General features: G+C 67.2%; 25 protein-coding genes. 10 read left to right on the forward strand and 15 right to left on the reverse strand.

Annotated elements, in window-relative coordinates; translation table 11 throughout:
* Nucleotides 1-119 precede the first annotated feature (119 nt).
* Both A2790_RS24000 and mobC read right to left on the reverse strand, forming a co-directional pair.
* Nucleotides 120-1130, reverse strand: coding sequence for a relaxase/mobilization nuclease domain-containing protein (locus A2790_RS24000; RefSeq protein ID WP_293397641.1), 1011 nt, complete (start codon nucleotides 1128-1130; stop codon nucleotides 120-122).
* A complete protein-coding gene (gene mobC, locus A2790_RS24005) occupies nucleotides 1127-1642 on the reverse strand; it encodes a plasmid mobilization relaxosome protein MobC (protein ID WP_293397866.1) in 516 nt (171 codons plus the stop codon). The genes A2790_RS24000 and mobC overlap by 4 nt, the downstream gene beginning before the upstream one ends.
* A 242-nt stretch (nucleotides 1643-1884) precedes the next feature.
* Here mobC and A2790_RS24010 point away from each other — a divergent pair, with 242 nt between their 5' ends.
* The 3 genes from A2790_RS24010 to A2790_RS24020 are packed head-to-tail and all read left to right on the forward strand — an operon-like array spanning nucleotide 1885 to nucleotide 3058.
* A complete protein-coding gene (locus tag A2790_RS24010) occupies nucleotides 1885-2619 on the forward strand; it encodes an SOS response-associated peptidase (RefSeq protein ID WP_293397644.1) in 735 nt (244 codons plus the stop codon).
* 1 nt (nucleotide 2620) lies between these two features.
* Entirely contained in the window at nucleotides 2621-2830 is a 210-nt protein-coding gene (locus A2790_RS24015; RefSeq protein WP_293397647.1) for a hypothetical protein, read from the forward strand.
* A 48-nt stretch (nucleotides 2831-2878) separates the two neighbouring features.
* Nucleotides 2879-3058, forward strand: a complete 180-nt coding sequence (locus tag A2790_RS24020) for a hypothetical protein (RefSeq protein ID WP_293397650.1) — start codon at nucleotides 2879-2881, stop codon at nucleotides 3056-3058.
* A gap of 10 nt (nucleotides 3059-3068) precedes the next feature.
* Here A2790_RS24020 and A2790_RS24025 read toward each other — a convergent pair whose 3' ends face one another.
* On the reverse strand, nucleotides 3069-3305 hold the full coding sequence (locus A2790_RS24025) for a hypothetical protein (protein ID WP_293397653.1): 237 nt from the start codon (nucleotides 3303-3305) through the stop codon (nucleotides 3069-3071).
* 59 nt (nucleotides 3306-3364) lie between these two features.
* On the opposite strand from A2790_RS24025, the gene ligD reads away from it, so the two are divergent.
* Both ligD and A2790_RS24035 read left to right on the forward strand, forming a co-directional pair.
* A complete protein-coding gene (ligD, locus tag A2790_RS24030; RefSeq protein ID WP_293397656.1) occupies nucleotides 3365-4339 on the forward strand; it encodes a non-homologous end-joining DNA ligase in 975 nt (324 codons plus the stop codon).
* Nucleotides 4329-4649, forward strand: a complete 321-nt coding sequence (locus A2790_RS24035) for a hypothetical protein (RefSeq protein WP_293397659.1) — start codon at nucleotides 4329-4331, stop codon at nucleotides 4647-4649. Before ligD ends, A2790_RS24035 begins: the two co-directional genes overlap by 11 nt.
* A gap of 19 nt (nucleotides 4650-4668) precedes the next feature.
* On the opposite strand, the gene A2790_RS24040 is transcribed toward A2790_RS24035, so the two are convergent.
* From A2790_RS24040 to A2790_RS24065, 6 genes are all read right to left on the reverse strand, one after another.
* Nucleotides 4669-5022 (reverse strand): hypothetical protein, encoded by a 354-nt coding sequence (locus A2790_RS24040; protein ID WP_293397662.1) that lies wholly within the window; start codon nucleotides 5020-5022, stop codon nucleotides 4669-4671.
* A gap of 54 nt (nucleotides 5023-5076) precedes the next feature.
* Nucleotides 5077-5382, reverse strand: coding sequence for a hypothetical protein (locus tag A2790_RS24045; RefSeq protein ID WP_293397665.1), 306 nt, complete (start codon nucleotides 5380-5382; stop codon nucleotides 5077-5079).
* 8 nt (nucleotides 5383-5390) lie between these two features.
* On the reverse strand, nucleotides 5391-5588 hold the full coding sequence (locus A2790_RS24050; RefSeq protein WP_293397667.1) for a hypothetical protein: 198 nt from the start codon (nucleotides 5586-5588) through the stop codon (nucleotides 5391-5393).
* Nucleotides 5589-5602: 14 nt separating this feature from the next.
* A complete protein-coding gene (locus A2790_RS24055) occupies nucleotides 5603-8797 on the reverse strand; it encodes an error-prone DNA polymerase (protein WP_293397669.1) in 3195 nt (1064 codons plus the stop codon).
* On the reverse strand, nucleotides 8794-9285 hold the full coding sequence (locus tag A2790_RS24060; RefSeq protein WP_293397671.1) for a hypothetical protein: 492 nt from the start codon (nucleotides 9283-9285) through the stop codon (nucleotides 8794-8796). The genes A2790_RS24055 and A2790_RS24060 overlap by 4 nt, the downstream gene beginning before the upstream one ends.
* 171 nt (nucleotides 9286-9456) lie before the next feature.
* Nucleotides 9457-9771 carry a DUF736 domain-containing protein gene (locus A2790_RS24065; protein ID WP_293397673.1) on the reverse strand — a complete coding sequence of 105 codons (315 nt, stop codon included), beginning with the start codon at nucleotides 9769-9771 and terminating at the stop codon, nucleotides 9457-9459.
* A gap of 600 nt (nucleotides 9772-10371) precedes the next feature.
* Here A2790_RS24065 and A2790_RS24070 point away from each other — a divergent pair.
* A complete protein-coding gene (locus A2790_RS24070) occupies nucleotides 10372-10680 on the forward strand; it encodes a DUF736 domain-containing protein (protein ID WP_293397675.1) in 309 nt (102 codons plus the stop codon).
* A 123-nt stretch (nucleotides 10681-10803) separates the two neighbouring features.
* Here the strand turns inward: A2790_RS24070 and A2790_RS24075 are convergent, their stop codons facing one another.
* Nucleotides 10804-11745, reverse strand: a complete 942-nt coding sequence (locus A2790_RS24075) for a hypothetical protein (RefSeq protein ID WP_293397677.1) — start codon at nucleotides 11743-11745, stop codon at nucleotides 10804-10806.
* A 220-nt stretch (nucleotides 11746-11965) separates the two neighbouring features.
* Here A2790_RS24075 and A2790_RS24080 point away from each other — a divergent pair, with 220 nt between their 5' ends.
* The 4 genes from A2790_RS24080 to A2790_RS24095 all read left to right on the forward strand — a co-directional run bounded on the left by A2790_RS24080 (nucleotide 11966) and on the right by A2790_RS24095 (nucleotide 14604).
* The gene (locus tag A2790_RS24080) at nucleotides 11966-13234 is read left to right on the forward strand and encodes a hypothetical protein (RefSeq protein ID WP_293397679.1); all 1269 of its coding nucleotides are present in this window, start codon (nucleotides 11966-11968) and stop codon (nucleotides 13232-13234) included.
* Between the two features lie 559 nt (nucleotides 13235-13793).
* On the forward strand, nucleotides 13794-13967 hold the full coding sequence (locus A2790_RS24085; protein WP_293397681.1) for a hypothetical protein: 174 nt from the start codon (nucleotides 13794-13796) through the stop codon (nucleotides 13965-13967).
* Nucleotides 13964-14221: a hypothetical protein gene (locus tag A2790_RS24090; protein ID WP_293397683.1), complete on the forward strand. Its 258-nt coding sequence runs from the start codon at nucleotides 13964-13966 to the stop codon at nucleotides 14219-14221. Before A2790_RS24085 ends, A2790_RS24090 begins: the two co-directional genes overlap by 4 nt.
* Before the next feature lie 188 nt (nucleotides 14222-14409).
* Nucleotides 14410-14604: a hypothetical protein gene (locus A2790_RS24095; protein WP_293397685.1), complete on the forward strand. Its 195-nt coding sequence runs from the start codon at nucleotides 14410-14412 to the stop codon at nucleotides 14602-14604.
* 781 nt (nucleotides 14605-15385) lie between these two features.
* Here A2790_RS24095 and A2790_RS24100 read toward each other — a convergent pair.
* The 5 genes from A2790_RS24100 to A2790_RS24120 all read right to left on the reverse strand — a co-directional run bounded on the left by A2790_RS24100 (nucleotide 15386) and on the right by A2790_RS24120 (nucleotide 23022).
* Nucleotides 15386-15859 carry a hypothetical protein gene (locus tag A2790_RS24100; protein ID WP_293397687.1) on the reverse strand — a complete coding sequence of 158 codons (474 nt, stop codon included), beginning with the start codon at nucleotides 15857-15859 and terminating at the stop codon, nucleotides 15386-15388.
* Complete coding sequence (locus A2790_RS24105) at nucleotides 15837-17588, reverse strand: hypothetical protein (protein WP_293397689.1); 1752 nt, start codon at nucleotides 17586-17588, stop codon at nucleotides 15837-15839. Before A2790_RS24105 ends, A2790_RS24100 begins: the two co-directional genes overlap by 23 nt.
* Before the next feature lie 247 nt (nucleotides 17589-17835).
* Complete coding sequence (locus A2790_RS24110; protein WP_293397691.1) at nucleotides 17836-18027, reverse strand: CxC ATPase DNA modification system associated small protein; 192 nt, start codon at nucleotides 18025-18027, stop codon at nucleotides 17836-17838.
* Nucleotides 18020-19972 carry a DEAD/DEAH box helicase family protein gene (locus A2790_RS24115; protein WP_293397693.1) on the reverse strand — a complete coding sequence of 651 codons (1953 nt, stop codon included), beginning with the start codon at nucleotides 19970-19972 and terminating at the stop codon, nucleotides 18020-18022. The genes A2790_RS24110 and A2790_RS24115 overlap by 8 nt, the downstream gene beginning before the upstream one ends.
* The gene (locus A2790_RS24120) at nucleotides 19969-23022 is read right to left on the reverse strand and encodes a sigma factor-like helix-turn-helix DNA-binding protein (protein WP_293397695.1); all 3054 of its coding nucleotides are present in this window, start codon (nucleotides 23020-23022) and stop codon (nucleotides 19969-19971) included. Before A2790_RS24120 ends, A2790_RS24115 begins: the two co-directional genes overlap by 4 nt.
* Nucleotides 23023-23233: the final 211 nt, after the last annotated feature.

Raw genomic sequence — 23233 nt, forward strand, 5'->3', positions numbered from 1 at the left:
CCTTGTTCTAGTGAGCCATAGCCAGGCGCTTTGACCTGCTAGTGCGAAGCTTAAGTGATCTGACGGTCCGGTGACACCGAACCTTTGGCTGAAGCCGTTTCAACGGCTGCCTCGAGGAGCTAGTGATTTCTCTCGGGCCGGCGCGTCTTGGTCGCGTCCCGATTTCGCAACACCCGCGCCAGCCCCAGCCGTTGCGTATCGGGCGGCAGCATCCCGTCCACGAAAGTTCGCAAGGCGGCCGCGAGCGCGCGATCTGACGAATCCGGCGAGCGCGCCAGAAGCTCAGCCTGAGCTCGGTACAGTCCCCGGATGACAGCTTGCCGACGAGCCGTGCGCGTCTCCCACTCTGTTGGTTCAGGCTGCCCCGAAGCGGCCACGCGCGCCGCGTCTGCCAACGCGCCTCGGAACGCTCGCGACGCAACGCCATGCCCGGCAAAGTACCGCTCTCGCATCCGACGGATGGGCCCGCGCTCCGCTTTTCGAGTAACACCCCGCGCCCGCCGCGGCGTCGCTTCCGCCTCAATCCCGCGATCGCGCAAGGCCCGCGCGAAGGCCTGACGCCAGGCCTCGAGGTCAGCCTTCTTCGGGTTGAGCCGTTGGCCGCCGTCTCCCCGTGCCTTGACCGTGACGTGTACGTGGGGATGGGGCGTATCCGTGTGCAGCACCAGCAGGTAGTCGTGTCCGCCCTCGAACGCGTCCCGGGCGAAGGCCCGGGCCGCGTCCCGCAGGCGGATCGCGTCCGTGCCGGCGGGCATGGACAGGATCAGCGACAGGCTCAGGGCCGAGTTCCGGCGACGGCCAGAGTCCATCTCATGCGACCAGGCCCAGCAGTCGCCCAGGCTGCGAACCTCGTCCCGGCCCAGCAACGGCCAACCGTCCCGGTCCTCCGCCTCCAGCTGTCCGTTGCGCGTGACATAATCTAGATGCGCCCGCAGATGGGCGGTGTCTCGGGCCCGACCAGTCACCTTGACCATCACCTCCGGCGCCTTACGGACGAGGCGTTGGAGACGGGCCCGCGTGTTCGAACGACCGTCGGCGTGTGCGAGAACGGTCTCCGGGCGCACCCGCCGTGAACGCACTGGCGGACGCCATACGTCCTCAAAACCGCGCACGGTGCGCATCTCGCTCATGGCCGTCCGGCCCAATAGGCCAGCTGTGCGGACGCGCTGGCCCGTACGTCCGCCATATGCCCAGCCAGTTCCCGGCGAAGGCTCGCAAGCTCGCCCATCTCCAGGTCGAGCACCCGTCCCTCGAGCACCGCCGTGTTCAGGGCGCGGGCGATCTGGTTCACGTTGACACCGATCCGATGGATCTCGCCGTGGGCCGCAATCAGCGCCCGCTCAGCTGGGGCGGAGAAGCGCAAGCCCTCGCCAGCGCGATGCGCCACCAGCGCAGCGACCCACGTCGCCGGCCGCAACCCCATCGCCTCCGCCTCTTGGGCCACGAACGCCGCCTCGGCCTGGCGCACTCGGACCATCAGCCGGGTGCTCCCGGCGGCTGCAAGCGACGGCCGCGATGAGGTTGGCAACGCGCCCGCCTCTTGCCGCACCAGCTGCCGAAGCCGCGCGGACCGCCCGCCGTACGCAAGCGCCGCGGTGTCGAACCGGTTTGCCAGGTCGTCGTCGAGCCGCAGGCTGAACATCGCCACGGAGGGGCCTCGTCATACATCGCTGCCGGCAAGGCTATCCTGCCCTAGACCGCGACTGACACCTTGGCCCCTCCCCTCCGTCCGCGCGCGCCGTAGGGCTACGGCTTCGCGAACGACCCGCCGCGCCCCCATGAGCGATAAAGGGGGCGCGCCCCAACCGGGCCAAGGCGACGTCGAAAGACAAGCGCCTGCCAAAGGGCCTCGGCGGCCGCAACGCCGGCCGCTAAGCTCGGCCGATGTGCAACCTCTACGCCATGATGCGCGCACGCGCCGAAGTCGCCGCGATCGCCCGCGCCATGACCGACCGCAACAACAACCAACCCCCGATGTCGGGGGTCTACCCCGACTATGCGGCTCCCGTGATCGTGCGCGACGCCGCGGGCGCGCGCGAGATGCGAGACATGCGATGGGGCATGCCGACGCCGCAAAACTTGCAGTTCGAGGCAGCGAAGAAGCGAGCCGACAAGCTGCGCGCCAAGGGCGCCAGCTTTGACTTCAACGAGCTCCTGAAGATGGAGCCGGACAAGGGCGTCACGAACATCCGGAACACCTCGAGCCGTCATTGGCAGGCCTGGCTCGAGCCCGCCCACCGCTGCCTCGTTCCGCTCACGTCCTTCAGCGAACCCGACCAGGTCGGCGGCACCTTCAAGCAGGTCTGGTACGCCCTCGCCCCATCTCGGCCGTTGGCATTCTTCGCCGGCGTCTGGACGGCGCACGGCTGCGTGCGGAAGATCAAGACCGGGTGGGAAGACTGCGAGGTCTTCGGGTTCCTCACCACCGAAGCCAACGCCGAAGTCGCGCAGCACCACGACAAGGCGATGCCCGTGATCCTGACCGACCCGGCCGCCTGTGACCTGTGGCTCAGCGATGCGCCCTGGGCCGAGGTTCGGCGTCTGCAGCAGCCGCTGCCCGACGGCACGCTGCAGATCGTAGGCCACGGCACGAAGGAGGACGAGGTCATCCCGACCTGAGATGAGCCCGCCGTCCCTACCTCAGCTGACGCCGCGCTGGACCGTGCGTCTCCTCGCCCTCGCTTGTGTGCTCCTCGCGCTGATGTGCGCCGGCCTGGCCGTGGCCTGGCGCGACAAGGCCCAAGAGTCTGCGTGCCTGCGCGAGGCGCTGGCGGATGGCGCCACGCCGGCGGTCGCCGATCTCGACTGCGGGATCGGGCCCGACCGGTAGGTGGAACCTCGGCTGGGTCCGCGGATTCCACCGGCCCAGGAGGTTCCCATGTCCAAACGCGAGACCATCGATACCGGGTCGGACAAGCGCTACGTTCGGCGTGACGACCAAGGCCACTTCACGAGCGACCAGGTGAACGTTGGCAAGTCCTCGGCCGCCGACCAACGCCAGCATTCCAAGACCCCCGCCAAGCCTGGGCAGGGAGATCGCGGCGACCGCCAACACTGACGCCCAGCTGTCAGGCGGCGAGCTTTTCCGCCGCCTGGCGCAGGTCGCCGTTGCACTCGTCGAGAGCCCAGCAGATCTTCTCGTGCGTGAGGCCGTAGCGGTCGACGAGTTCCTGCGCCTGCAGGAAGGCCAGGTTGTTGTGCAGGTCATGCCCCTTGGCGTCGCGGTAGTCGCCGATGTCCACCTGGTGGACGAGGTTGGCGAGCGCCGTCTCCAGCGCCTCGCGGGTGTTGTCGTTTGCAGCCATGACGGAACTCCTCACGCGCGGTCGGACTCAGGGAGTCCTCTTCCCCGTTCGAGGTTCCCGTGGCCCGCGCGCAGCTCGCCCCGTCCCGACGCCAGTACGTCCCGCAGCCGCTGCCAGGCTTCCTGGAGCTGCTGCATCCGAAGGTCGTGCCCGCGCCGCCGACCGGCGACCACTGGCTCCACGAGATCAAGTTCGACGGCTACCGCTTCCAGGCGCGCATCGCCAACGGCGCCGTCACGCTCTTCACCCGGCGCGGACACGACTGGACGGACAAGCTTCCTGAGATTGCCGCGGAGCTCTCCCCGCTGGGCGACGGCATCCTTGATGGCGAGGTGTGCTTTCTGAACCCGGACGGCCAGCCGACCTTCTCCGGCCTGCGCTCAGCGATGGGCCGCGGCGCGACCGCCCCGCTCGTGTACTTTGTCTTCGACATCCTCTGGCGCGACCAGGACGACCTGCGCCCCTTCGCCCTGCGCGATCGCAAAGACATGCTCCAGACCTACCTGGACCCGGCAACGTCCGAACGCGTTCGGCTGGTCGACACCTTCGACACCGGCGGCCTGGCCCTCAAGACTTCCGCCTGCCGGATCGGCTTGGAGGGCGTCGTCTCGAAGCGCCGCGACAGTCGCTACGCCGCGGGCCGGTCTGACGCCTGGGTGAAGTCCCTCTGCATCCAAGGCCAGGAGTTCGTGATCGGCGGCTACGAGCAGGAGGAGGGACGACACTTCAAAGGCGTGTTGGTAGGCGTGTATGGCCCAAAGGGCCTCACTTACGTGGGCACCCTCGAGCGCGGCTTCTCCGCCGCGCCGGATCTGCGCAAGCGTCTGGAAGCTCTGGGCAGCCCGACCAATCCTTTCAAAGCTGGCAGCCCACCGCGGAGCCATGTGCACTGGGTGCAGCCAGAACTCGTCGCGCGCGCCGAGTTTCGGGAATGGACCGCCAGCGGCAAGATCCGCCACGCGAGCTTCCGCGGCCTGCGAGACGACAAGCCAGCCCACGAGGTGGTCCGCGAGCAGCCCACCGATGTCATCTAGCCCGCTGCGGACGCCGGACGGGCGCTACATCATCGTCGATGGGCGGCTCTGGCGCGCAAGCAATCCCAACCTGGCTGCGGACGTGCGTGACCGTCTCACCCGCGATCTGATGGCGGCTCGCCGCGCGGTGCGCGCCGCGACCCTGGCGGAGGACGCAACGGCGCTGCGGCAAGCGCGCACTCAAGTTCATGCCGCAAAGGTCGCACTCGGCGAGCGCGGGCCGGTGTGGTGGGACGACGGCGCGCCCGATCTGAACCGCCGTCTGGTACGCAACACCTGCTACGCCGAGACCGTCGCCTCCAGCAGCTAAGCGGGGAAGGCTCCGCCGCCTAGAACTTCTTGCAGACCTTGTTGCCCCACTCGTCGGTCCACGGGTGGGTCCCCGTCGGGCAGCCCTTGCTGATGTCGTAGTAGTCGGTTGTGGGCTTGGAACCCGAACCCTGCTCCCGGCAGACCTTGTTGCCCCAATTGTCCACCCAGGGGTGAGACCCGACCGGGCAGGCTTGGCCCGACCGCGTTTCCACGCTCGCGGTCCCGCCATCGCCGTGGCGCTTGCAGATCTTGTTGCCCCAGGAATCCGTCCACGGGTAGGAGCCGACCGGGCACGATTGCGCCTGCGCGGGCGACCCACCGCTGGCGAGTACGAGAAGCGCCCCGAGCGCCACGGCAAATGTGAACTTCATGAGGTCCCCCTGCGGTGGAGCTTTGTCCGCACGCCGCCGGCTTGCAAGGGCCTGTCACGGCGCCCAGCGCCAGTCTCCGTCGTAGAGGTGCGGGAAGACCGTGACCTCATTGGACCCGCAGCCGTCCTCACCCTTGCAGGTCAGCCGCGGGACCAGGTCCGCAATGCGAAGCCCTTCTCGGCCTTCAAAGCGCGCCGCGAGCTCGGGCGGCGTCCATTCGACCAGACGCTCACAGGCCTTGCAGCAAATCCCCACGGACCAGCCCTTCGCCAGATAGGTCTCCACGGTATCGTCTCCGACCTGACCCGCATGAAACCGCTGCAGGGCGGCCTTCGGCGGCGGCTTCAGGCTGGAGGCCACGGGGCGGCTCAGATCCAAATGCGCGCGCGGCCGGCGGCGCGGCAGACCTTGCAGGTGACGCGGCGGCGGATCTCCATCGGCGTCGCGTCTGAACCGAACACCTTCTTCGCCTCCGCCGCCGAGAACGCGCCAAGATGACGACAGACATCGCACTGAACCTTCAGGGTCTGGCTCGCCGTCATCGACCGATGCAGGTTCTGGAACATCGTCATGGCCGCGCCTAGTGGAAGTCGCGGCTGCGGATCAGCTGGCCGTCCACGCGCGTCCGCGCGGCAATCGCGCGCTGGTCCTCCCGCAGCTCCGCAAGCCGGCCGGTCAGGTCCTCAAAGTCGGCGCTCACCAGGTGGATGACGTCGCCTGCGCGCTGGACCTGGCCGTGCACGACGAGGAAGGCGGCGCTCATGACCGTCCGTCGATGTTTCTCGAAGGTGTCTTTCCAGACCACGACATTGGCGATGCCGGTCTCATCCTCCAGGGTCATGAACACCACGCCCTTGGCGGTGCCCGGCCGCTGCCGGACGGTGACCAGCCCCGCAACGCTCATGCGCCGTCGGTCGCGCGCCTGGGCGAGCGCCGAACAGGGCGCCACGCCCCGGCCGGCCAGGGACTCGCGGAAGAAGACCACCGGATGCCCTTTCAGAGACAAGCTCGTGGTCCGGTAGTCCTCCGCGACCTGCTGGCTGTCTGACATGAAGGGCAGCTCAACCTGCTCTTCACGCTGCCGCTGGCGCAGCAGCAGCGGCGCCTTGGCCTCTGCGTCCCATTCGCCGGAAAGACCTTTCACAGCCCAGAGCGCCTGGCGCCGGTCCAGCCCCTGGCTGCGGAAGGCGTCGGCTTCCGCCAGCAGTTCGAGCCCACGTCGCGACACGCCCCCGCCGCGGGCCAGATCCAGCGGGGTCATCGCCAGGCCGCCGCCCCGTGCGGCGACCAGAGTTTCGGCCTCCGCCTTCTTGAAGCCGTTGATGAGCCGGAGCCCCAGCCGCACCGGCCGATACGGCGTACGCGGGTCGTCAGGCGGCTCCAGGCGCGTGTTCCAGCCGCTGAACGCCACATCGGGCGGACGCACCTCGACACCATGGGCCTGCGCGTCCCGGACGAGCTGCGAGGGTTGGTAGAACCCCATCGGCTGGGCGTTGAGCAGCGACATCAGGAAGACGTCCGGATGCTTCCACTTCACCCAGGCCGAGGCATAGACGAGCAGCGCAAAGCTGATCGCGTGGCTTTCCGGAAAGCCGTAGGAGCCAAATCCCTCGATCTGATGGAAGCAGCGGAGCGCGAACTCCTCGGGGTATCCGCGCGAGGTCAGTCCCTCGACGAACCGTGCGCCGTAGACGCCCACACTGCCGTAGTGCCGGAAGGTCGCCATCGACCGGCGCAGGCCGTCGGCGTCGTTCTCGGAGAACTTTGCCGCCTCGATCGCGATCCGCATCGCCTGCTCCTGAAAGAGCGGCACACCCAGGGTCTTGCCGAGGATCGCTTCAAGTTCATTGGCCGGCCCATGATCGGGATGCGGTGAGGGATATTCGACCGGATCCGTCCCCTCGCGCCGCCGCAGATAGGGGTGCACCATGTCCCCCTGGATCGGGCCGGGCCGGACGATCGCGACCTCGATGACGAGATCGTAGAAGCGCCGCGGCTTCATCCGCGGCAGCATCGACATCTGGGCTCGACTCTCGACCTGGAAGACGCCCACGGAGTCGGCCTTGCAGAGCATATCGTAGACGCCGGGCTCCTCCTGCGGGATGTCGGCGATGTCCTCCAGGCCCAACGTCGTCAGGCACTCTTTCAGAGCCGTCAGCATGCCCAGCGCCAGGACGTCCACCTTCATCAGCCCAAGGGCGTCGATGTCGTCCTTGTCCCATTCGATGAAGGTCCGGTCCGGCATGGCGGCGTTGCCGATCGGCACCGTCTCGTCCAACCGGCGCTTGGTCAGCACATAGCCCCCCACGTGCTGCGAGAGGTGCCGCGGAAATCCCAGGAGCTGCTGCGCCAGGGTCGTGGCCCGCACGATCTCCGGCGCCTGCGGGTCCAGTCCCGCCTGGAGGATATGACCGTCGGGGATCTCATCGCCGTAGCTGCCCCAGACGGTGTTCGCGAGCGCAGCTGTGATGTCCTCCGTCAGCCCCAGCGCCTTACCCACCTCACGGATCGCCATTCGCGGGCGGTAGTGGATCACCGTCGCCACGATGGCCGCGCGCTCGCGGCCATAGCGACGGTAGATGTACTGCATCACCTCCTCGCGCCGCTCGTGCTCGAAGTCGACGTCGATGTCGGGTGGCTCACCGCGACTTTCAGAGATGAAGCGGGAGAACAGCAGGTCTTGGTCGGGCTTGGTGGGATCGACCGCCGTCACGCCCAGACAGAAGCAGACGCAGGAGTTGGCGGCCGACCCGCGGCCCTGACAGAGGATGCCCTCGCTCCGCGCCCAGCGCACGATGTCGTGGACCGTCAGGAAGTAGTTCGGGAAGTTCAGGCGCTCGATGAGGTCGAGCTCCTTCTCGATCGTCGCGCGCACCTTCTCCGAAACACCCCCGGGGAACCGCCACGCCGCGCCCTCCCAGGCCAGGTCGCGAAGATGCTGGATCGCTGTCTTGCCCGGCGCCACCGGCTCGTCAGGGTACTCATACTTCAGCTCGCCAAGGTCAAAGCCGATGCGCCCGGCGATCTCGAGGCTCCGCTCCACCGCGCCGGGGAAGCGCGAGAACAGCCGCGCCATCTCGTCGGGCCCTTTCAGGTGGCGCTCGGCGTTGGCCTGAAGGAGCAGGCCGGCCGTGTGCACGGTCCGGCCCTCGCGGATGCAGGTGAGGACGTCCTGGAGCAGCCGTCGCTCCGGGCCGTGATAGAGCACGTCATTCACCGCCACGAGCGGCGTCCCCGCGTCGCGCCCGAGATGCTCCAGCTGCGCCAGGCGATGCAGGTCGCGCGCCCCGTAGCGGCGGGCGCCGGCCAGCCAGACGTCGGGCCCGAGCCCGCGGACCTGGCGCAGCCGGTGCGCAAAGCCGTGGTCCAACCGGTCCGGCGGCACGACCACCGTCAGCTGCCCGGCCGCCGCGTCGCGGAAGTCCTCCCAGAGGAGGCGACACTCGCCCTTCTTCGAGCGCAGCTGTCCCACCGTCAGCAGCCGGGTGAGCCGGCCATAGGCCTCCCGGTCGGTGGGGTAGACCAGGAGCTCCGGCGTCTCGTCAGCGAACACCAGCCGACACCCCGTGAGCGCGCGGATCGCCTGACCGTTCTCCTCGCGCAGGGTGCGGGCCTGCGACCACGCCCGCACCACGCCCGCCAGGGTGTTGCGGTCGCAGACCCCGACCGCCTCGAGGCCTAAAGCGGCGGCCCCGATCACGAGCTCGCCGGGGTGAGAGGCGCCGCGCAGGAACGAAAAGTTCGAGCACGCCTGCAGTTCGGCATAGCGGGTCATGGCGTGGCCCCGTCCGGCGGGCGCACCGGGCCTGCGCTATCGCCGCGGCTGCCGTAAAAGTGCGCGACGCCCGTGAAGTGAAACGCCGTCGTTTCCAGCCCCTTCACGGCGACATCCAGCGCCAGCCAGTCGCGGCCGAACGGCCGGCATCGCGACTGCAGATGCCGCAACGCGGCTGCGTACGGCCGCAGCGCCTCGAAGGCGCCGGCGACCACCGCGCGGTCGCGCAGGTCGCGGGCGTCGGGCAGCGGGTCGCGCGGCTCATAGAACCGCGGCCGCCGCGTGAAATGGAAGGCGGCGGTCTGCAGGCTGTCGACGGCGATGTCCAAGGCGCTGCCGTCGCGCGTGAACGCGCCCACGGCCGCCTGCAGCCCCCACAAGGCGCGCACGTAGGGCCGCAGGGCTTCGAAGTCGCGCGCCGCCGCCTCGGGCGAACCCAGCCCCTGATAGGTTCGCTGCACCATCAGCGCCCCCACGCGACGAGCCATGCGCCATCGCCCGGCCAAGTGGCCGCCGTCACCCGATCCCAAGTCTCCATGGGATCGAACAAAAGCAGAACATGAAGGACTTGGCGAGTCCGATCTCACCGCCTCGGACTCGCCGAACTTCAGATTCTCGGAAGCGGCGGCTCCTCTTCGGAGCCGCCGCTGCCTCGGGTTTCAGGCGTTGGTGCGGCCCCGGGACCAGACCAGGCTGTAGCCTTCCTCCGCATCCACCAGGTTGGCGTAGATGGGCGCCGGGAAGCTGGGATCGTCGAGCTTGACCGAGAGGTAGTCGCGACCCGTGTCCCTCGCGGTCCGCTTCCATGCCGCCCCGAACTCGGTGCCGCCGGCGAAGATCCGGAAGTCCGGCGCGTTGTCGCTCTCCTTCGGGGCCGGCCGCAGCTGGGCCTGCTTGACGTTCAGGTTGAGGGTCTTGATCGCGCCCGCATAGGAGCCGTCTTCGCTCTTGGTGAAGGTGCCGATGGTCGCCATGGGAAGTCTCCTTGGGTTTCGGGTCGCGCCTGCCGCGGCCTCGATGGCGAGCCGGAGTCGAGGTCTTCAGGGTCGCGCCGCAGCCGAAGGCCCGCAGCGTCAGCGTAGGACGGCGGAAAGCGCCGGCTTTCTTGCCTCGCGAGGAATGCGCGTCAGCGCAGGGGAAGAAAGCCGAAGCCTCCGTTGCGGGGTGAAACGGACCTTGACCCTCTCAGGCCAGGAGAGGCCGCGGGTGGCGGTCTGATCCCACCGGAGATGCCAGCGAACCGACGCCGAACCAGAGAAGACCGCCCGCCACATCGCGAGCAGGATCCTCACCCACGCCGTAGGTTCCGACGAGGGCCGCGAAGGGACCCCAACCGCCCGAGACGCCCACGTCGCCGAGCCACCCCACCGCGACGGCCCGGAACCCCACCGCGCCGGACACGCCAGACGCAGCCCCTCCAGGCTCTAGCCCGGCCGAGACCGGCCGAACCGCAACGGCTCCGCCGTCCTCCGCGCCGCTGCGGGCCAAGGCTGCGGTCCGCCCTCGGGTCCCGTCCTCAAGCACCGCCCATCGGGACCGCGGCTGGCGCGGCCCGACGCAAGAGGAGACCTTCCATGATCACGATCGGCACGTTCTCGAAGACCCCGGACGGCGGCTTTCGCGGCGCCATCCGCACCCTCAGCCTCAGCCTGAAGACGGTGGAGATCCGCCCCGTGGCGCAGACCGGCGCCAAGGGCCCCAGCTACCGGGTGTTCGCGGGCTCCCTAGAGGTGGGCGCCGCCTGGACCGTCACCCGGCCAGACAAGCCGGACAGCCTGTCCGTCCGCCTCGACGACCCCAGCTTCCCGACGCCGATCAACGCCCTCCTGGCGCAAACGGAAACCGGCTTCGAACTTCGCTGGTCACGACGCAGCCGCCCGTGACGGCCGCCCGCGGCCCCGGCCACGCCGGGGTCGCACCGAACTCTGGCTCAGGTGCCAGGAGGTGGAACTGTAGTTTTCACGGAGGCGCGCCAAGCATCGTGACGGCCTTCGCAAGGTCATCAATCACGCTTCGCCCGAGTAGCGCGTAATCCCGATGTGGACGAAACTGATCCCCTGCCCGCCAGGACCGTCGGGTGGAACGTCCGGTCGCCCGCCGCTTGGAGGCCGCTCAGCGGCCCACCTCCCCCACGTCCATGGTTGAGGGCTTGCACCATCCGCTGGCGTGATGACGAGGGCGACCTTGTTGTTAAGACGGGGATGCGTCCCGGCGAGGCCCGCCGAATATTTGAAGGCCAAGGCGCCGGTGACCGTCAACAGTTCATCGACGGTCAATGACCAGTCGTCACCGCGTCCGGTGGCTTCGCGGCCATAGCCAACGCGCCCTTCGGCCATACGCGCCAGGAAGGTCCCCAGCTCGGCGCCCCCAGTGGGCATCGACGACGCCGGTGCCTGCTGGCGCCAATCCGGACTGGGCTGCGGGTGAATCAGGCCGTAGCGGCCACAGTCGACGGCGGCGCCGGCATAGGAGCAGGTTGAGAAATCCCGCGGGGTCTGTTGGAAGCCCAACGGCAGCGTAAAGCTTGGCCAATTGGTCAGGAGGTCAAGCTGGACGAGGTCGCCGGCGCTTGACAGCGTCTGCCCGCCTCCGACTTTCGACATCTTGGCTTGGATTAACACGGCCCACCGTCTGGTGGGCTCTTCCGACGTCAGGTCGTCGACCACCACCAGCAGGTCGGCGAGTTCACAGCTCTTCTTAGCGCCCCTCTTGTAGGAGAAGGTGACCCGCGGCGTCTGGTGGCAGAAGACGCCGCTCATCTTCACCGAAAGACCATGCGGACGAAGCAACGGCTTCCAGGCTTTAGCGATCTCAGTGACACCATCCAGGACAAAGGCGGCGACGAAGCCCACCTCTCCGGTGGGCTTCTTTTGTCCCACCGACGTCGCACCCGTCAGCAGCACCTGTTTGATGGCGGTATCGGCGGCGCTCGCGAGACTAGGAGTCAAGTGACTTGGGATCATAGCGAAGGTTGAACCAGGACATTGCGCGTGACAAGCCGACGCACAACCTAAAGGCGACAAACAGATCGCACGCCGCTATCGTTGGCGCGCTGGCTCAGGCATCACCAGCGGGGGCATCGAACGGCAACCCAGCGTCACCGTCTTTGCTTAATCTCGGCTCCAACGAACCCGTCGTTTCCGCCCCCAACTGAGGCAGGGCTCATCCATGAAGGTCTTTTGGTCCTGGCAGAGCGACCGCCCCGCGAAAGTCTGTCGGGATGTAATTCAAGCGGCGCTGACCCGCGCCCTGGCAGAACTCAGCACTGACCTCGAGCTTGAGCCGAGCGAAGGGCCTGAGCTAGATCACGACACGAAAGGCGCGGCCGGGATGGCCGACATCGTCGCGACCATTCTGGCCAAGATTAAGGAGGCCGGGGCCTTCGTCGGTGACATCACCACGGTCGGCAAGTCCGACAGCGGTCGTGAACTGGCCAACCCCAATGTCCTGATCGAGTTAGGCTGGGCCTTTGCGCACCTCGGTCACGAGCCGATCATCCTGGTCGCCAACAAATCCTACGGCCCCACCAAACCCGAAAAGCTCCCCTTCGATATTCGTCATCGCCGCGCGGTGATCTTTTACAGCCTGTCCAAGGGGGCTGACGATGACGCCATTGAAGCCGCGACGTCGGGGCTCGCTGACGAGTTCGCTGAGGCCTTGCGGGCGTCGTTGAAAGCCTGGTTAGCCGCCCAGGCTAGCGATCCCGGACCCGCCGGTCGCCCCAGCCGCGCGAACGACCCCGCCGTGTGGTTCAATGTCGGCGCGTCGTTGTCTCATGGGCCGTTCCACGGCGGCGGCGGCCAGACTTCGGTCATCCCCACGGAAGGGCGCCGACTCTATGCTCGGATCATTCCCGAGCGCTTTGATCGGCCCCCACCGACTGCGCTCCAGGTCCATGAACATGGCTCAGGTGATCTCAGGCCGCTGGGACCTACGAGCAGCGGCGATGGCGGCCTCAACGGAGACGGGGCGTTACGCTACGCCGTGCCGCCCGATGGGGCCCGCACAACGATTTGGACGGCCGTGCAGTGGTTCAAAGCGACGGGTGAACTGTGGTCCTTCGACACGTTGCGCCTAGAGGACGGCAAGTTCTTCTTGCCTGCCTGCGTCGCGGACATCACCAGCTTTCTCGGCGCCGGCATGTGCCTTCTGCGTGAATTTGGTGCAAGCGGTTTGGTCCGGATCGAAGTTGGCGCCGGGGGCCTGCTTGGCAGCGAATGGAACGGTCAGTTCAATTACGAGCGTAGCGATGCCCTGATTGATCGCGTGCAGGTCTCACAGGCGCGCAGGGTGTGGGACGTCAATGCCTTCGTCGAATTGCTGACGGAGACGGTGAATGGCTTTGCCGAGGCCTACGGGCGTGCGCCACCCCCTTCGGCCGAGATCAGGGCGATGGTTTCCGGCGCTCTTGCCGGACGCGGATCGAGGCTCCGGTAGCGCGGCTGCACACACCTTCAGGCGTCGGCCCGCCGCCATGACATCGGCGTTCTGATCCGAGCGTCATCGCCCACGAAGCAGTTCGGCCCGGGAGGTTTGAGGATTGACGCACCCGGGTCGCCCACACAGCGGTACGCACCGCGCATAGGATCTTGTGTCGGTGAGAGGCGGGCTTGCTGACCCTCCAGCGACGCGCCCAGTCACCGGCGCCCCCGCGACCTGGGCGGCGGGCCGGACATCCCCTGCTGCTTCCGCCGCGCCTGAGCTCGCTCCGCTTCCCGAAAAGCTTCGCCTGCGCCTTTGGGGTCCAAGCACCACCAGACGCACCAGGCGATGGCGCCGACAACAACCCCCCCGCCGATGACGACCGGAACGGCGACCGCCCAAACAAGCCCGCCAATCCACAGCACGGAAGAGAGGAGCAGAAACGCGAGCACGATGAGGGCGACGATTGGCATCCTTGCTCATACCACGGCTGCTCCGCGATCGGTTAAGCCGCTCGTCACGGTCCAACGGCTATGGTCCATCGCGTTCAGTCCAGGTTCGGAAAAATCGCCCTATGTCCATTCTTAGAGACCGCGCCGCGCTTCCGTTGATCAGCCGCTTCCGGCCGAAGCCGGCGACGCCAAGCCCGTCGATCCGCGGCCCATCGATCTACAGCGCCATCCACGATGTCTGGCAGGCCGCGGCGGCGCACAATGCCGGCGCGGCCGCGACCGACCGTTGGCGATGATCCCGAAGGCCTACACTGTCTACGCCATGCCGGCGTCTCGGCGGGTGACGCTCCACCGTGACGGCTGCCGCGCATGGGGCAAGACGATTACCGCCCGCTTTGACAACTGGCAGCTGCCCCGCCTGCACACCGGGCTCAGCCTGGCCAAGGCTTGGCAGGTCGCCGACGAGGAGCGAAAGACCCTTGGAGCGCGCACCGTGAACGCCTGCGGGCGCTGCCTGCCCGAGCCGCGGCCCGCGCCCGCGAAAGTGTGATCAAGACTCGATCTGCACCCTTCGAACAGCAAGCGGGCGCTGACGACCGCCACCAGCAACAAACAGACCTTTTCAGCGATGGTAAAAGCCGACAACCAGCTTTGCCGATGCCCGCGTGCGCCGAATCGAGGATTTGCTCGGCGGAGTTTCGCCTAGACGAGCAGTTGCGGCGCGGCAGGCGTCGACGCATGACGCTGAGCGATCGCCGCGACCGCGGCCTGTCGCCATCCAACCCGTCGGCCCGCCGAAGAAAATCGGAAAAATTGCATCTACTCGGCCTTTTCGAAGGCCATCCACTTGAGCTGAAGTCTAAGCTGGCCGCCTACCGGGGCCGGCGGGCGCTGGAGACCCGTGATCTGGACCCGCGTTCGCCGAAGCACTGACCTCCGGAACGGTGATGCTGTCAGCCTCAGCTTAAGACCTTCAGCGACGTCTCGGGGAAGCCATGCAATACCGGATCGCTGCGCGAATTACGCAGACTGTAGATAACGGGCACAAGTACTGCATTATCTTGACTATACTTCAATCTAATGTATAATGGACGGTAGAGGCGTGTTGGATATTTTCGGATTTACTGACGCGGTGAGGGGCTGTAGACGAAAAAGGCGGCCCTGAGTGGGGCCGCCTCCTCGTCACGGCAGCCGCGGGCCTGCAGTGATGGCCGCGCTGTGTCGTGCACTCGCAACGGACGCATAGCCCGGTACCCAGGGGTCATTCAAGTCCCGCCGGAGTAGTGAGCTATGTCTAAACCACCGCTGAAGCCGGGCACCCCCGCGCCGCGTTCGGGCCAATACGAGCGCGTTGGACCGCGTGGGGGAGGCACCGGAACAGAGGTCACGTCCACGCGGGGCAAGCCCCTGCCGCCGACGCGTGAACCGGGCCAGGGTTACCGATTGGTCGACCCAACCAAGCACAAGCGTTAAACCGCGACGTGTGATCGCCTAGGTGCTCATAGCGAGGCGGCCTGCGGACCTCCGCAGGCCGCCTTTTGTATTGCTGCTGGCGCATTGAAGAGCCGAAGCGGTCGCCCAGACACGACCGCGGGGGCCGTAGCGCGACGTTCTATCAACCGCAGAGGCTAACGATCCGCGGCCAGCGCGGCGTCCCGCAGTCGCGTAAACCGGGTCGCGCACCCTGGCTCGGCGCAGCAGGCCTGAACGGCGCTTAGGCGGCAACCTGTGTCGCCTCGTCGATCAGCAGCAGGTAGTCACGTAGGAACTCGTCAACACTGGCCGGCTTGGTCTCGCGCTGCTCGGCCAAGAACTCGTAACCGCCGCTCGCATAGCCGTTCAGCGCCCTAAAACCTTCTTCGGTCAGGTTGCTCGGGCTATTCGGCGATACCAGGCGCTTGAAGACATCGCGCACTGCGGCCTTCTCTTCGAACCCGATGCCGTTGCGGCGTAGCTCCGCAATCACCAACAGTCCGATCATCAAACGTTGCGCCGGGCGATAGTCCTCGACGAAGTAGTCGACCATCTCCCGGGTCGCGAGGCCGAGCTTGGCCGCATCCGTCGCCCGGCCGCTTGCCAAGCCCGCCATTGCGCAGAAGTAGTAGAGGTCGAACTTCGTCTTGATCGGCTCGCGGCCGTCAAGCTCAGCGAACCACTTCTCGGCGTCAGTGCGCAGCCTGAACGACACCGGCGCCCTCCTCTTCTTCCTTGACGTCGAAGCGATAGAAATAGTCGCGGTCGGTCACCAGCATCGCGTTGCTCGTCTCAACGAAACGGCCAGGCGGCAGGTTCTTCATCAATCGGGCGGTGCCCTCGGTCTTGCGGAACAGGGTGATGAAGGCGACATCTTCGGCCGCGGTCTCCAGCGTCTCGACGAAGCCGGCTCGCTCGGTGTTGATCGTGAAACCCACGAACTGGCTGCAGAGCTCTGGAATCAGGCGGCCCACCCGGCGCCGCACGCCCTCGTCGATCTGGTTGGCCGGGCTGTCCACGATCAGCGGGAAGTCGTTGTTGCCGCGGTGGAGCACCTCCATCAGGAAGGTGTAGCCCACCGACAGCGTCTGGCCCTTGCTGGCTTCATCCTGACCTTGGAGCCGCAACGCGCCGTCGATGCGTTCGATCTGCAGCGGGTCATTGACCAGGATGGTCTGCAGACGTGCATTGGATTGGGCCAGCAGCTCCGCCTTGATCTGAGTACGGGCGCGATGCGCCGCCTTCGACAGGATCGACTGGATGATTTCGGTCTGGGCCTTCAGGCGCACGGTTTGCGTGATGTCGGCGATCCGGCCCGCGACTTCCTTGATGCGCTTCTGGATCTGGCTCACCGAGCGCAGCTGGTCGTCGGGCGTATCGGGCTCCCCCGGGCCCTCGATCTCGGCGATGAGAGCCTCACAGTTCACGTATTCCCCGGTGGCGGCGTCCAGCCGCGCTTCCCAAGCCTCGAGCTCGGTGTCGCCACCGTCGATCAGCTGCTGCTTCAACGCCCGCACGCGTCCGGCGGCGTCCACCTCTTCGCGCGCCGCCTTCCCCAGAGATTTGGCGAGGTTGGTGACGCGGACATGCCCGGCGCCTTCCTCTTCCGGCTTGGCCGCCAACGTTTCGATGTCGCGCTTCAACGCATTGATGATCCCGGCGTCCTCGGAGTCGAGGTACCGCTTCGCTTCGGTCTTGATGTGGTCTTGCGCCTCGTGATCCATCGGGCGCCCGCAGATGCACAGCTTCTCGCGGACAAGCTCCTCGAAGAACTGCGCCGAGGTGTTCTCAGGCAGCTTCAAGCGGTCGAGATTGTCCCGTAGCGCCTCCAGGTCCTCGGCGAGTTTCGGGTGCAGGGCGTGCGGCAGTCGCATGGCGGCCATCAAGGCCGTGCTCGCCGTATCGACGCCCCCCTTGGAGGTAATCAGGTCCTTTTCGGCGGCGATGAACTGCTCTCGCACGGCGGCGACCCGACCGACGTGATCTTTGATTTTCTGCTCGAGGTCCTCCATCTCGCTGCCGAGCTTGCCAAGCTTCGCCTTGGCGTCGGCCAAGCCGCTCTGAAGGGTCTTTTCACGCTTCCGGAGTTGGGTGAGCGTATCCTGGGCCTTGGTCAGACCGGTCGAGGTCTTGGCAGTCTGGTTCTTGGTTGCCCGCTCCCAGTAGTCGCCGGTGAAATCCGAGACCGCGTCCAAGAGATAGAGCTGGCAGAGGGCGTCCACCGCTCGGTCCGCCTCGGTCTTGCGCGGATCCAGGAGACGGCTCGCAAGCTCGCCGTCGAATATGAACAGACTCAGAAACTGCTCGGTCAGGAACCGATGGATCTGGGGCGGCACATGGTGCTTCGGCACCACCCCGCCGCTACCAGGATTGGTGGTCTTGTAGCTCGTCTGACCCGTCTCGTAGTCCAAGACCAACTCGATCGAGAACGGCTTGCCGTCCAAGAGCAGCGTCACCTTGAATGCCCCCGACGGGGTTGGATCATCCCGCCGGCGGAAACCTTTCACCCGCTCGGCCGACCAGTGCTGGGCCGCCCCGCTCAAGGTTGCGTTCAGGAGATCCAGGGTCGTGGTCTTGCCGGTGCCGTTGGGCATTTGGATCAGCGCCACCTTCGGCACTCCGCCGTCCGGCTTGCGCAGGTTGATCTCCACGTCGGGACAGCGCAGGCCCGAACTGGTCCAGCCGGCCAGATCAATTCGCATCGGCCACCTTCACGCTCAGGGCATCATGCACGTTCTTGAGGAAGTGGGTGTTCTCGTCCCGCGTGGGCTCGCTCGTGCTGGTCTGGTTCAGCCAGGCGATCAGCCGTTGCGCCACCTGCGGCGGCTGCCCTTCCTCAGCGACCACCGCCTGGAGGGCCTCTACGAGCGCTGGATCAAGCATCGGCTTCTCGCCTCACCTTCGACAACTCCGTCAGCCACGCACAGCGCTCCTGGTCCGCATTGGGGAAGCGGTCCCCCGGGCTCGCCGGTCGTACAAAATCGATGACCCGCGCGCGCTTGTCCGGATTGGACGGGTCCGCTCGCAGGCAGCGGCCAATCCGCTGGATCGTCTCCAGTTTCGCCCGAGCCGAGGCGAACAGCACGACGTTTTCGAGCGCCTGGATGTCGATGCCCTGGGAAATTCGGTGGCAGGTGATGAGGCAATCGATCTCCCCGCGCGCAAACTGCACCAGGTGATCGCGATCATCCTCTGCATAATAGGTGCGATAGCGGGTGGTGTAGTCGTGGAAGGTCTCGAGCAGCGCGTTGCCGTACTCCTTGGTCTCCACGAAGATAATCGTGTTCTTCATGATGTCCGGGCGGGACTTCAGAAAGGCGCGGAAGACGTCGGGCTTCTGCTCGGCGGTCTTGTAGACCTTCGAGAGCTCTGTCCAGACTTCTTCCTTGGACATCGGCGAGCCCTCAGCCTTGCGCCGCGCTTCTCGCGAATAGACGGCCTTGAGCCGCTCGCGGTCACCATCCGTCAGCTCATACTCCAAGGGCACATAGTCGAACCCGCTCAGCACCCCGCGCCGGATCGCCTCTTCCAGCGGAAAGCGGAAGAGCGTGTCACCGATCTCCTCGCGCAGGAAATCGTTGCCAGCGTCGTCATACGCGCGGTCCGGCGTGGCGCTGAGGCCAAGCCGCCAGCCGAATTTCGGATGCTCGCCCTTCAGCGTCGCGACCAGGCTCGGCACCCCAAGGCCGTGAACCTCGTCATGCACGATGATCATCGACTTGCGTTGTGGCGCGGGCAGGCGATCCAGCACCTTGCTCAGTTGGCCGCGGGAGATGACCAGGATTGCGCGTTCGGGATCGAGCGCAAATTTTCCAAGCTCGCGGTGGCGCTCGAAGTGGCGGTAGATCAGCCACCGCCGGTCCGATTTCAGCATCCAGGCGTCGAGCTCCTGGGACCACTGGTCGAGCAGGTCCGTGCCGTCCATGGACACGATCGCGCCCTGGATCTGACCCTCATCGATGAGCCGCTCGAGAATTTTCAAGGTGGTGCGGGTCTTCCCCGTGCCCGTCGCCATCTCCAGCACGCCGGCGCGCGCCTCCAGGAACTTCGTCACGGCCTCGGTCTGGTGGCGCCAGCGGGGATCTTCAGCTCCGTCAGGACGGGGCAGTGGCTTCGGCTTCGGTAGCCGTTCTGGCGCCTTGGCTTTCAGCCGCGCGATCAGAGCCTGCGACGGTCGAGACACTTCCAGACCCTCCGCCTCGCCGCGCCAGGCCTCGTCGAACTGTTCGGCTTTGATGGCCACCCGGTCGGCGTCGCCGGCCACCCAGCTGCGATAGACGTCGATGGACTCGTAGTTCCGCTTGTGCCCGCCCAAGGTTTCATTGGCCGACCCGGTGAAGGCCACCTTCGAGCCGTCGGGAAAGTCGAAGACGCCGATCTTTTCGTGGAAGATCCCCGGCTCATCGACGTGACCGGCGAATGCGAAACGAATTTCCAGCCGATCGTTGGCGAGCAGCCAGGCCAGGATCCTCGCGCGCAGGCCCGTGTCGCCGGGATCGTCGGCGAAGGCGATCACCTCCTCCAGCATCCGCTCGACGAGCATCTCGCGATAGGCCGCGCGCTTGCCGTCGTCGATCGTCTCGCGAAGCACCGCGATGTCCGCACGACTGAGCTCGGGACAGGCGATCAACTGGATCGTCAGCGACCGTTCGCCGACCAGCCGCGGCAGGGCTTCGGCCCAAGTGACCAGGGCCATACTCGAGAAATATCCCGCCGCACGGCGGTACGCCGTCGCCACCTTGAGGCACGGCGCGAAGAAGTCGTTCGCGAGGCTGCTGCTTCGCCGGCTGCGGTAGTGCGCCTTGAGGTCAGGGACGGGCGGCGTCACGCCTCGGGGTCCTCATCGTCGGGCCGGGCCACCGCGGCGCGCAGTCTGGCCTCGAACTCGGACGTTTGGCGGGCCCGTTCACGCTCCGCCAAGAGCTGCGCCAGCGGGTCCTCCGGCTTGGCGGGCTCGCGCACTGGGGCGACGCGGCCGAAGAGGCGGGTGACAAAGACCTGGTCAGCCCATCCGAGGTCGGACACGCGCGCCGCCGAGAGCAGCGCCTCCCCGACCGGTGACGACCACTCGAGCTTCCCGGTGCGGGCGAGGGTAGCTTCCAGCTGCGCGATCCAATCCTCCAAGGCGGGGCCCGGGTGATGCGGCGCCTGCCAGTCGTCGGCCGGTTCCAACAGTTCGACGGCCACCATCATCGCGAGCATCCCCGCCGCAGCAAACTCCGTGATCCGGCGCCAAAGAATGCGGTTGGCGCTGATCCAGCCCAGTCCGCCATGGCGCCGAGCATGCAGGCACGCGGCCAGCAGCTTGTCGAGGTCCGGCCGCTCGACGCCGTCGGTGATCGGCGGCGAGGCTAGGCCAAACCGGCCGCGCTCGGCCTTCAGAGCCTTCCAATCGGCCTGGTCCGCCACACTGGCCGGCCAGGCGTCGGGCTCGGCCACATGCAGAAAAGACTCCAACAGGACGGATTCGGCATGCCTGCGCACCCAGGGCGCCCAGGCGCACTCCGCCTCCACCGACCACAAGGGAAAGCTCTCACGCGGTTCGCCAGCCCGGCGGCCGAGGACGTAGTAGCGGACTTGGTCCTCGTTCAGCATGAAGGTTGGGGCGCGCGCCAAGAGTTGCGCGGGTCGCGGGATCTGATCCGGCAGCGCGTAAAAGCCAGGAAGCGGACGGGCGAAGCGGTCCTTGTTCGTCAGGAGGATCGGACCAAGGCTGTTGATGCTGCGGCCCGGCGGCAAGAACCCCGGCGCACGCTCCTGCAGTTCAGAGATACGTAGAGGCCCCGCCTCCCGCAACTCGCTTTCCAGGGCCGAAGCGATCGTCCCATCGGTCCGCGTTTCCTCCGCATCGGCGGCCTCGCGGCCGCCGTCGGGTTCGTCATCCTCCTCGTCGCGGTCCGTGCCCTGCGCGGCGACCACGGGGGTCTCCCCGCTGAGACCGATCGCGGCCCAGCATCCCTCGGTCGCCTCGATGAAAAGGTGCCGGCAGCTCTGCATGACGATTTCCGCATCGCGCGCGCCGCAAGGGTCGTCAGCGGCCCGAGCCCGATACTCGGTCATCAGCTCTGGAATGCCGGTGAGCCCCAGTTGACCCAGCAGACTGTGTAGTCTCGCCGCCCGGCGCAGCCGCGGTCCTGCGCCTTGCGGCATCACGTAGTCGCCGAACAGCCGCCAGCCCCGCAGCCGAAGCGCGGCGCGGACGAGAGCTTCGTCATCCTCGCCCGCCAGCTGAGCGATGGCGCATGGCCGAGGCTGGCTGGCAAGCCGCGCGTCCAAGCGCTCCGCCGCGGCCTCAAGGGCCTCGTGCGGCGTCCCGCGTGGGAGCCAATAACCGCTTCTGCGGTCTGCGAAGACGTCCAGCCACGCTGGGACCGTCAGCCCGCAGGCTTCCATGGCCAGGAGCATCCACGGCGACACTCGGCGGTCAGCGGGCGCGGCCTCGGAGACCAGGACAAAGGGCTCCCCGCCCGACAAAGCGGCCCAAGCCGCGGCGCCGTGTTCCTGGCAGCAAGCCCTCAGCCGCTTCGGCGCCACCTGGCGCAGCCGGCCCAGCGCCTTCTTCTCGATCTGCCGGATCCGCTCGCGGGTGAGGCCGTATATGACGCCCACCTCCTCGAGCGTCAGCGGCGCCGCGTACAGCCCGTAGCGGCGCTCGAGAACGTCGCGCTCACGGTCGGCCAGGCTGGCTAGAAGCCTTGGCAGGAGCGCTTCAGCAGGCTCCGAGGCGACCTCGGCACGCGGTTCTTCGGTGACGGCGCCCGCCACAGCCGTGCGAATCTGCGCCACCCGGCGACAAAGGGCGCGGAAGTCATCGGAGGCGGGAGGGGCGTTCTCAAGCAGCACCAGCTGCGCGACTTCGATCTCTCGCGGCTCGAAACCGCGAGAGGAAAGCTCGAGACGCAGGATCTCGCGCATGATCGTCGTCGCAAGGCGCGACGAGGTTGCTCCAAAGTTTCCCCGCCGCTGCATCGCGACCAAGGCCTCAGGATACTCGAGCATCAGCCGCTGAAGCGGGCGATCGAGATATCCGAGCGCTTCGAGCTGGCCGAGGAATCGCGCCGGCGGCCGCTGCGCGGTCAATGCAGTTCCAGTCGTTACTGCGGCGAAGCCCGCGGCGAGCGCCTCGCGCACCTCATCGACGCTCAGGCTGGACGATGCGTCATCGCTGGCCTCGGTGGCCTCGGTGGCCTCGGTGGCCTCCGGCAGGAGGCGGAGCTGCGCGAGCGACGCTTCCAAGAGGGCGCATGTGCGCGGGTCAGGATCCCAGTTGTCGAGGACCACCGCCTCCGCCTCGTCCGCGAGCGCGCGGGTCATGCCGCGAGCGACAAGCCGGCGCTGCAGGTGCTCGCCCAAAACGCGCCGGCCCTCTCGAAAGGAGGTCCGACCAACGTTGGGCAGCTGCAGCAACGTCGGCTCCAACCGTACGTAGCGCAGGAGGAGTTCGCAGACCGGAAGAGCGAGCAGATCAAGTCGGCCAAGCGCGTTCCACAGCCGTAGCGGCAGGCCTGCCTCAGCCAGGCTCTCTCGGCACGGTTGGGCGCCGGCGCAGCTCGCCAGGGCGGCGCGCAGATCCAGCCGCTCGAGAGGTCGCGTCGAACGCGGCTCGGCCGCCAACTGCTGATGCGCCCGGCGCAGCAGCGCGTCGAGCTCCGCCACGGACCGCGCGCCGAGATTCGGGACGCGCCTGCGCATAACCTCGGGCGCTTCGTCTCCAGCGTCGAGGTAGGTGGAAAGGCGGTTCAGCGGCAGGTCGCCGCGGCCACGCGCGGCGATGATCGCATTGCTGAGCCGCACGGTTGTGGCGTTGCGGGTCACCAGATCGAAGATCAGCGGATCGTCCGGCTCCGATCCCAGATCGAGCGGCTCGCCCTCGTCCACCGGAACCGCATCCGCCGGCGACGTGTCCTCCCCCGCATCCGTCGCAGGGATGGGCTGGCAGGGCGGTGACCTCGGGCCCGAAGCTTCAGTGTCGCTCGCCGCTTCTGACGCCTCCGGATGGACCGCAGCTGCGCCGTCGGCTTCGGCTTCGGTGCCTTCGGCTTCGGCTTCGGCTTCGGCTTCGGCTTCGGCTTCGGCTTCGGCTTCGGCT

The organism is Phenylobacterium sp. RIFCSPHIGHO2_01_FULL_69_31, from assembly GCF_001824475.1.
GTDB lineage: Bacteria > Pseudomonadota > Alphaproteobacteria > Caulobacterales > Caulobacteraceae > Phenylobacterium.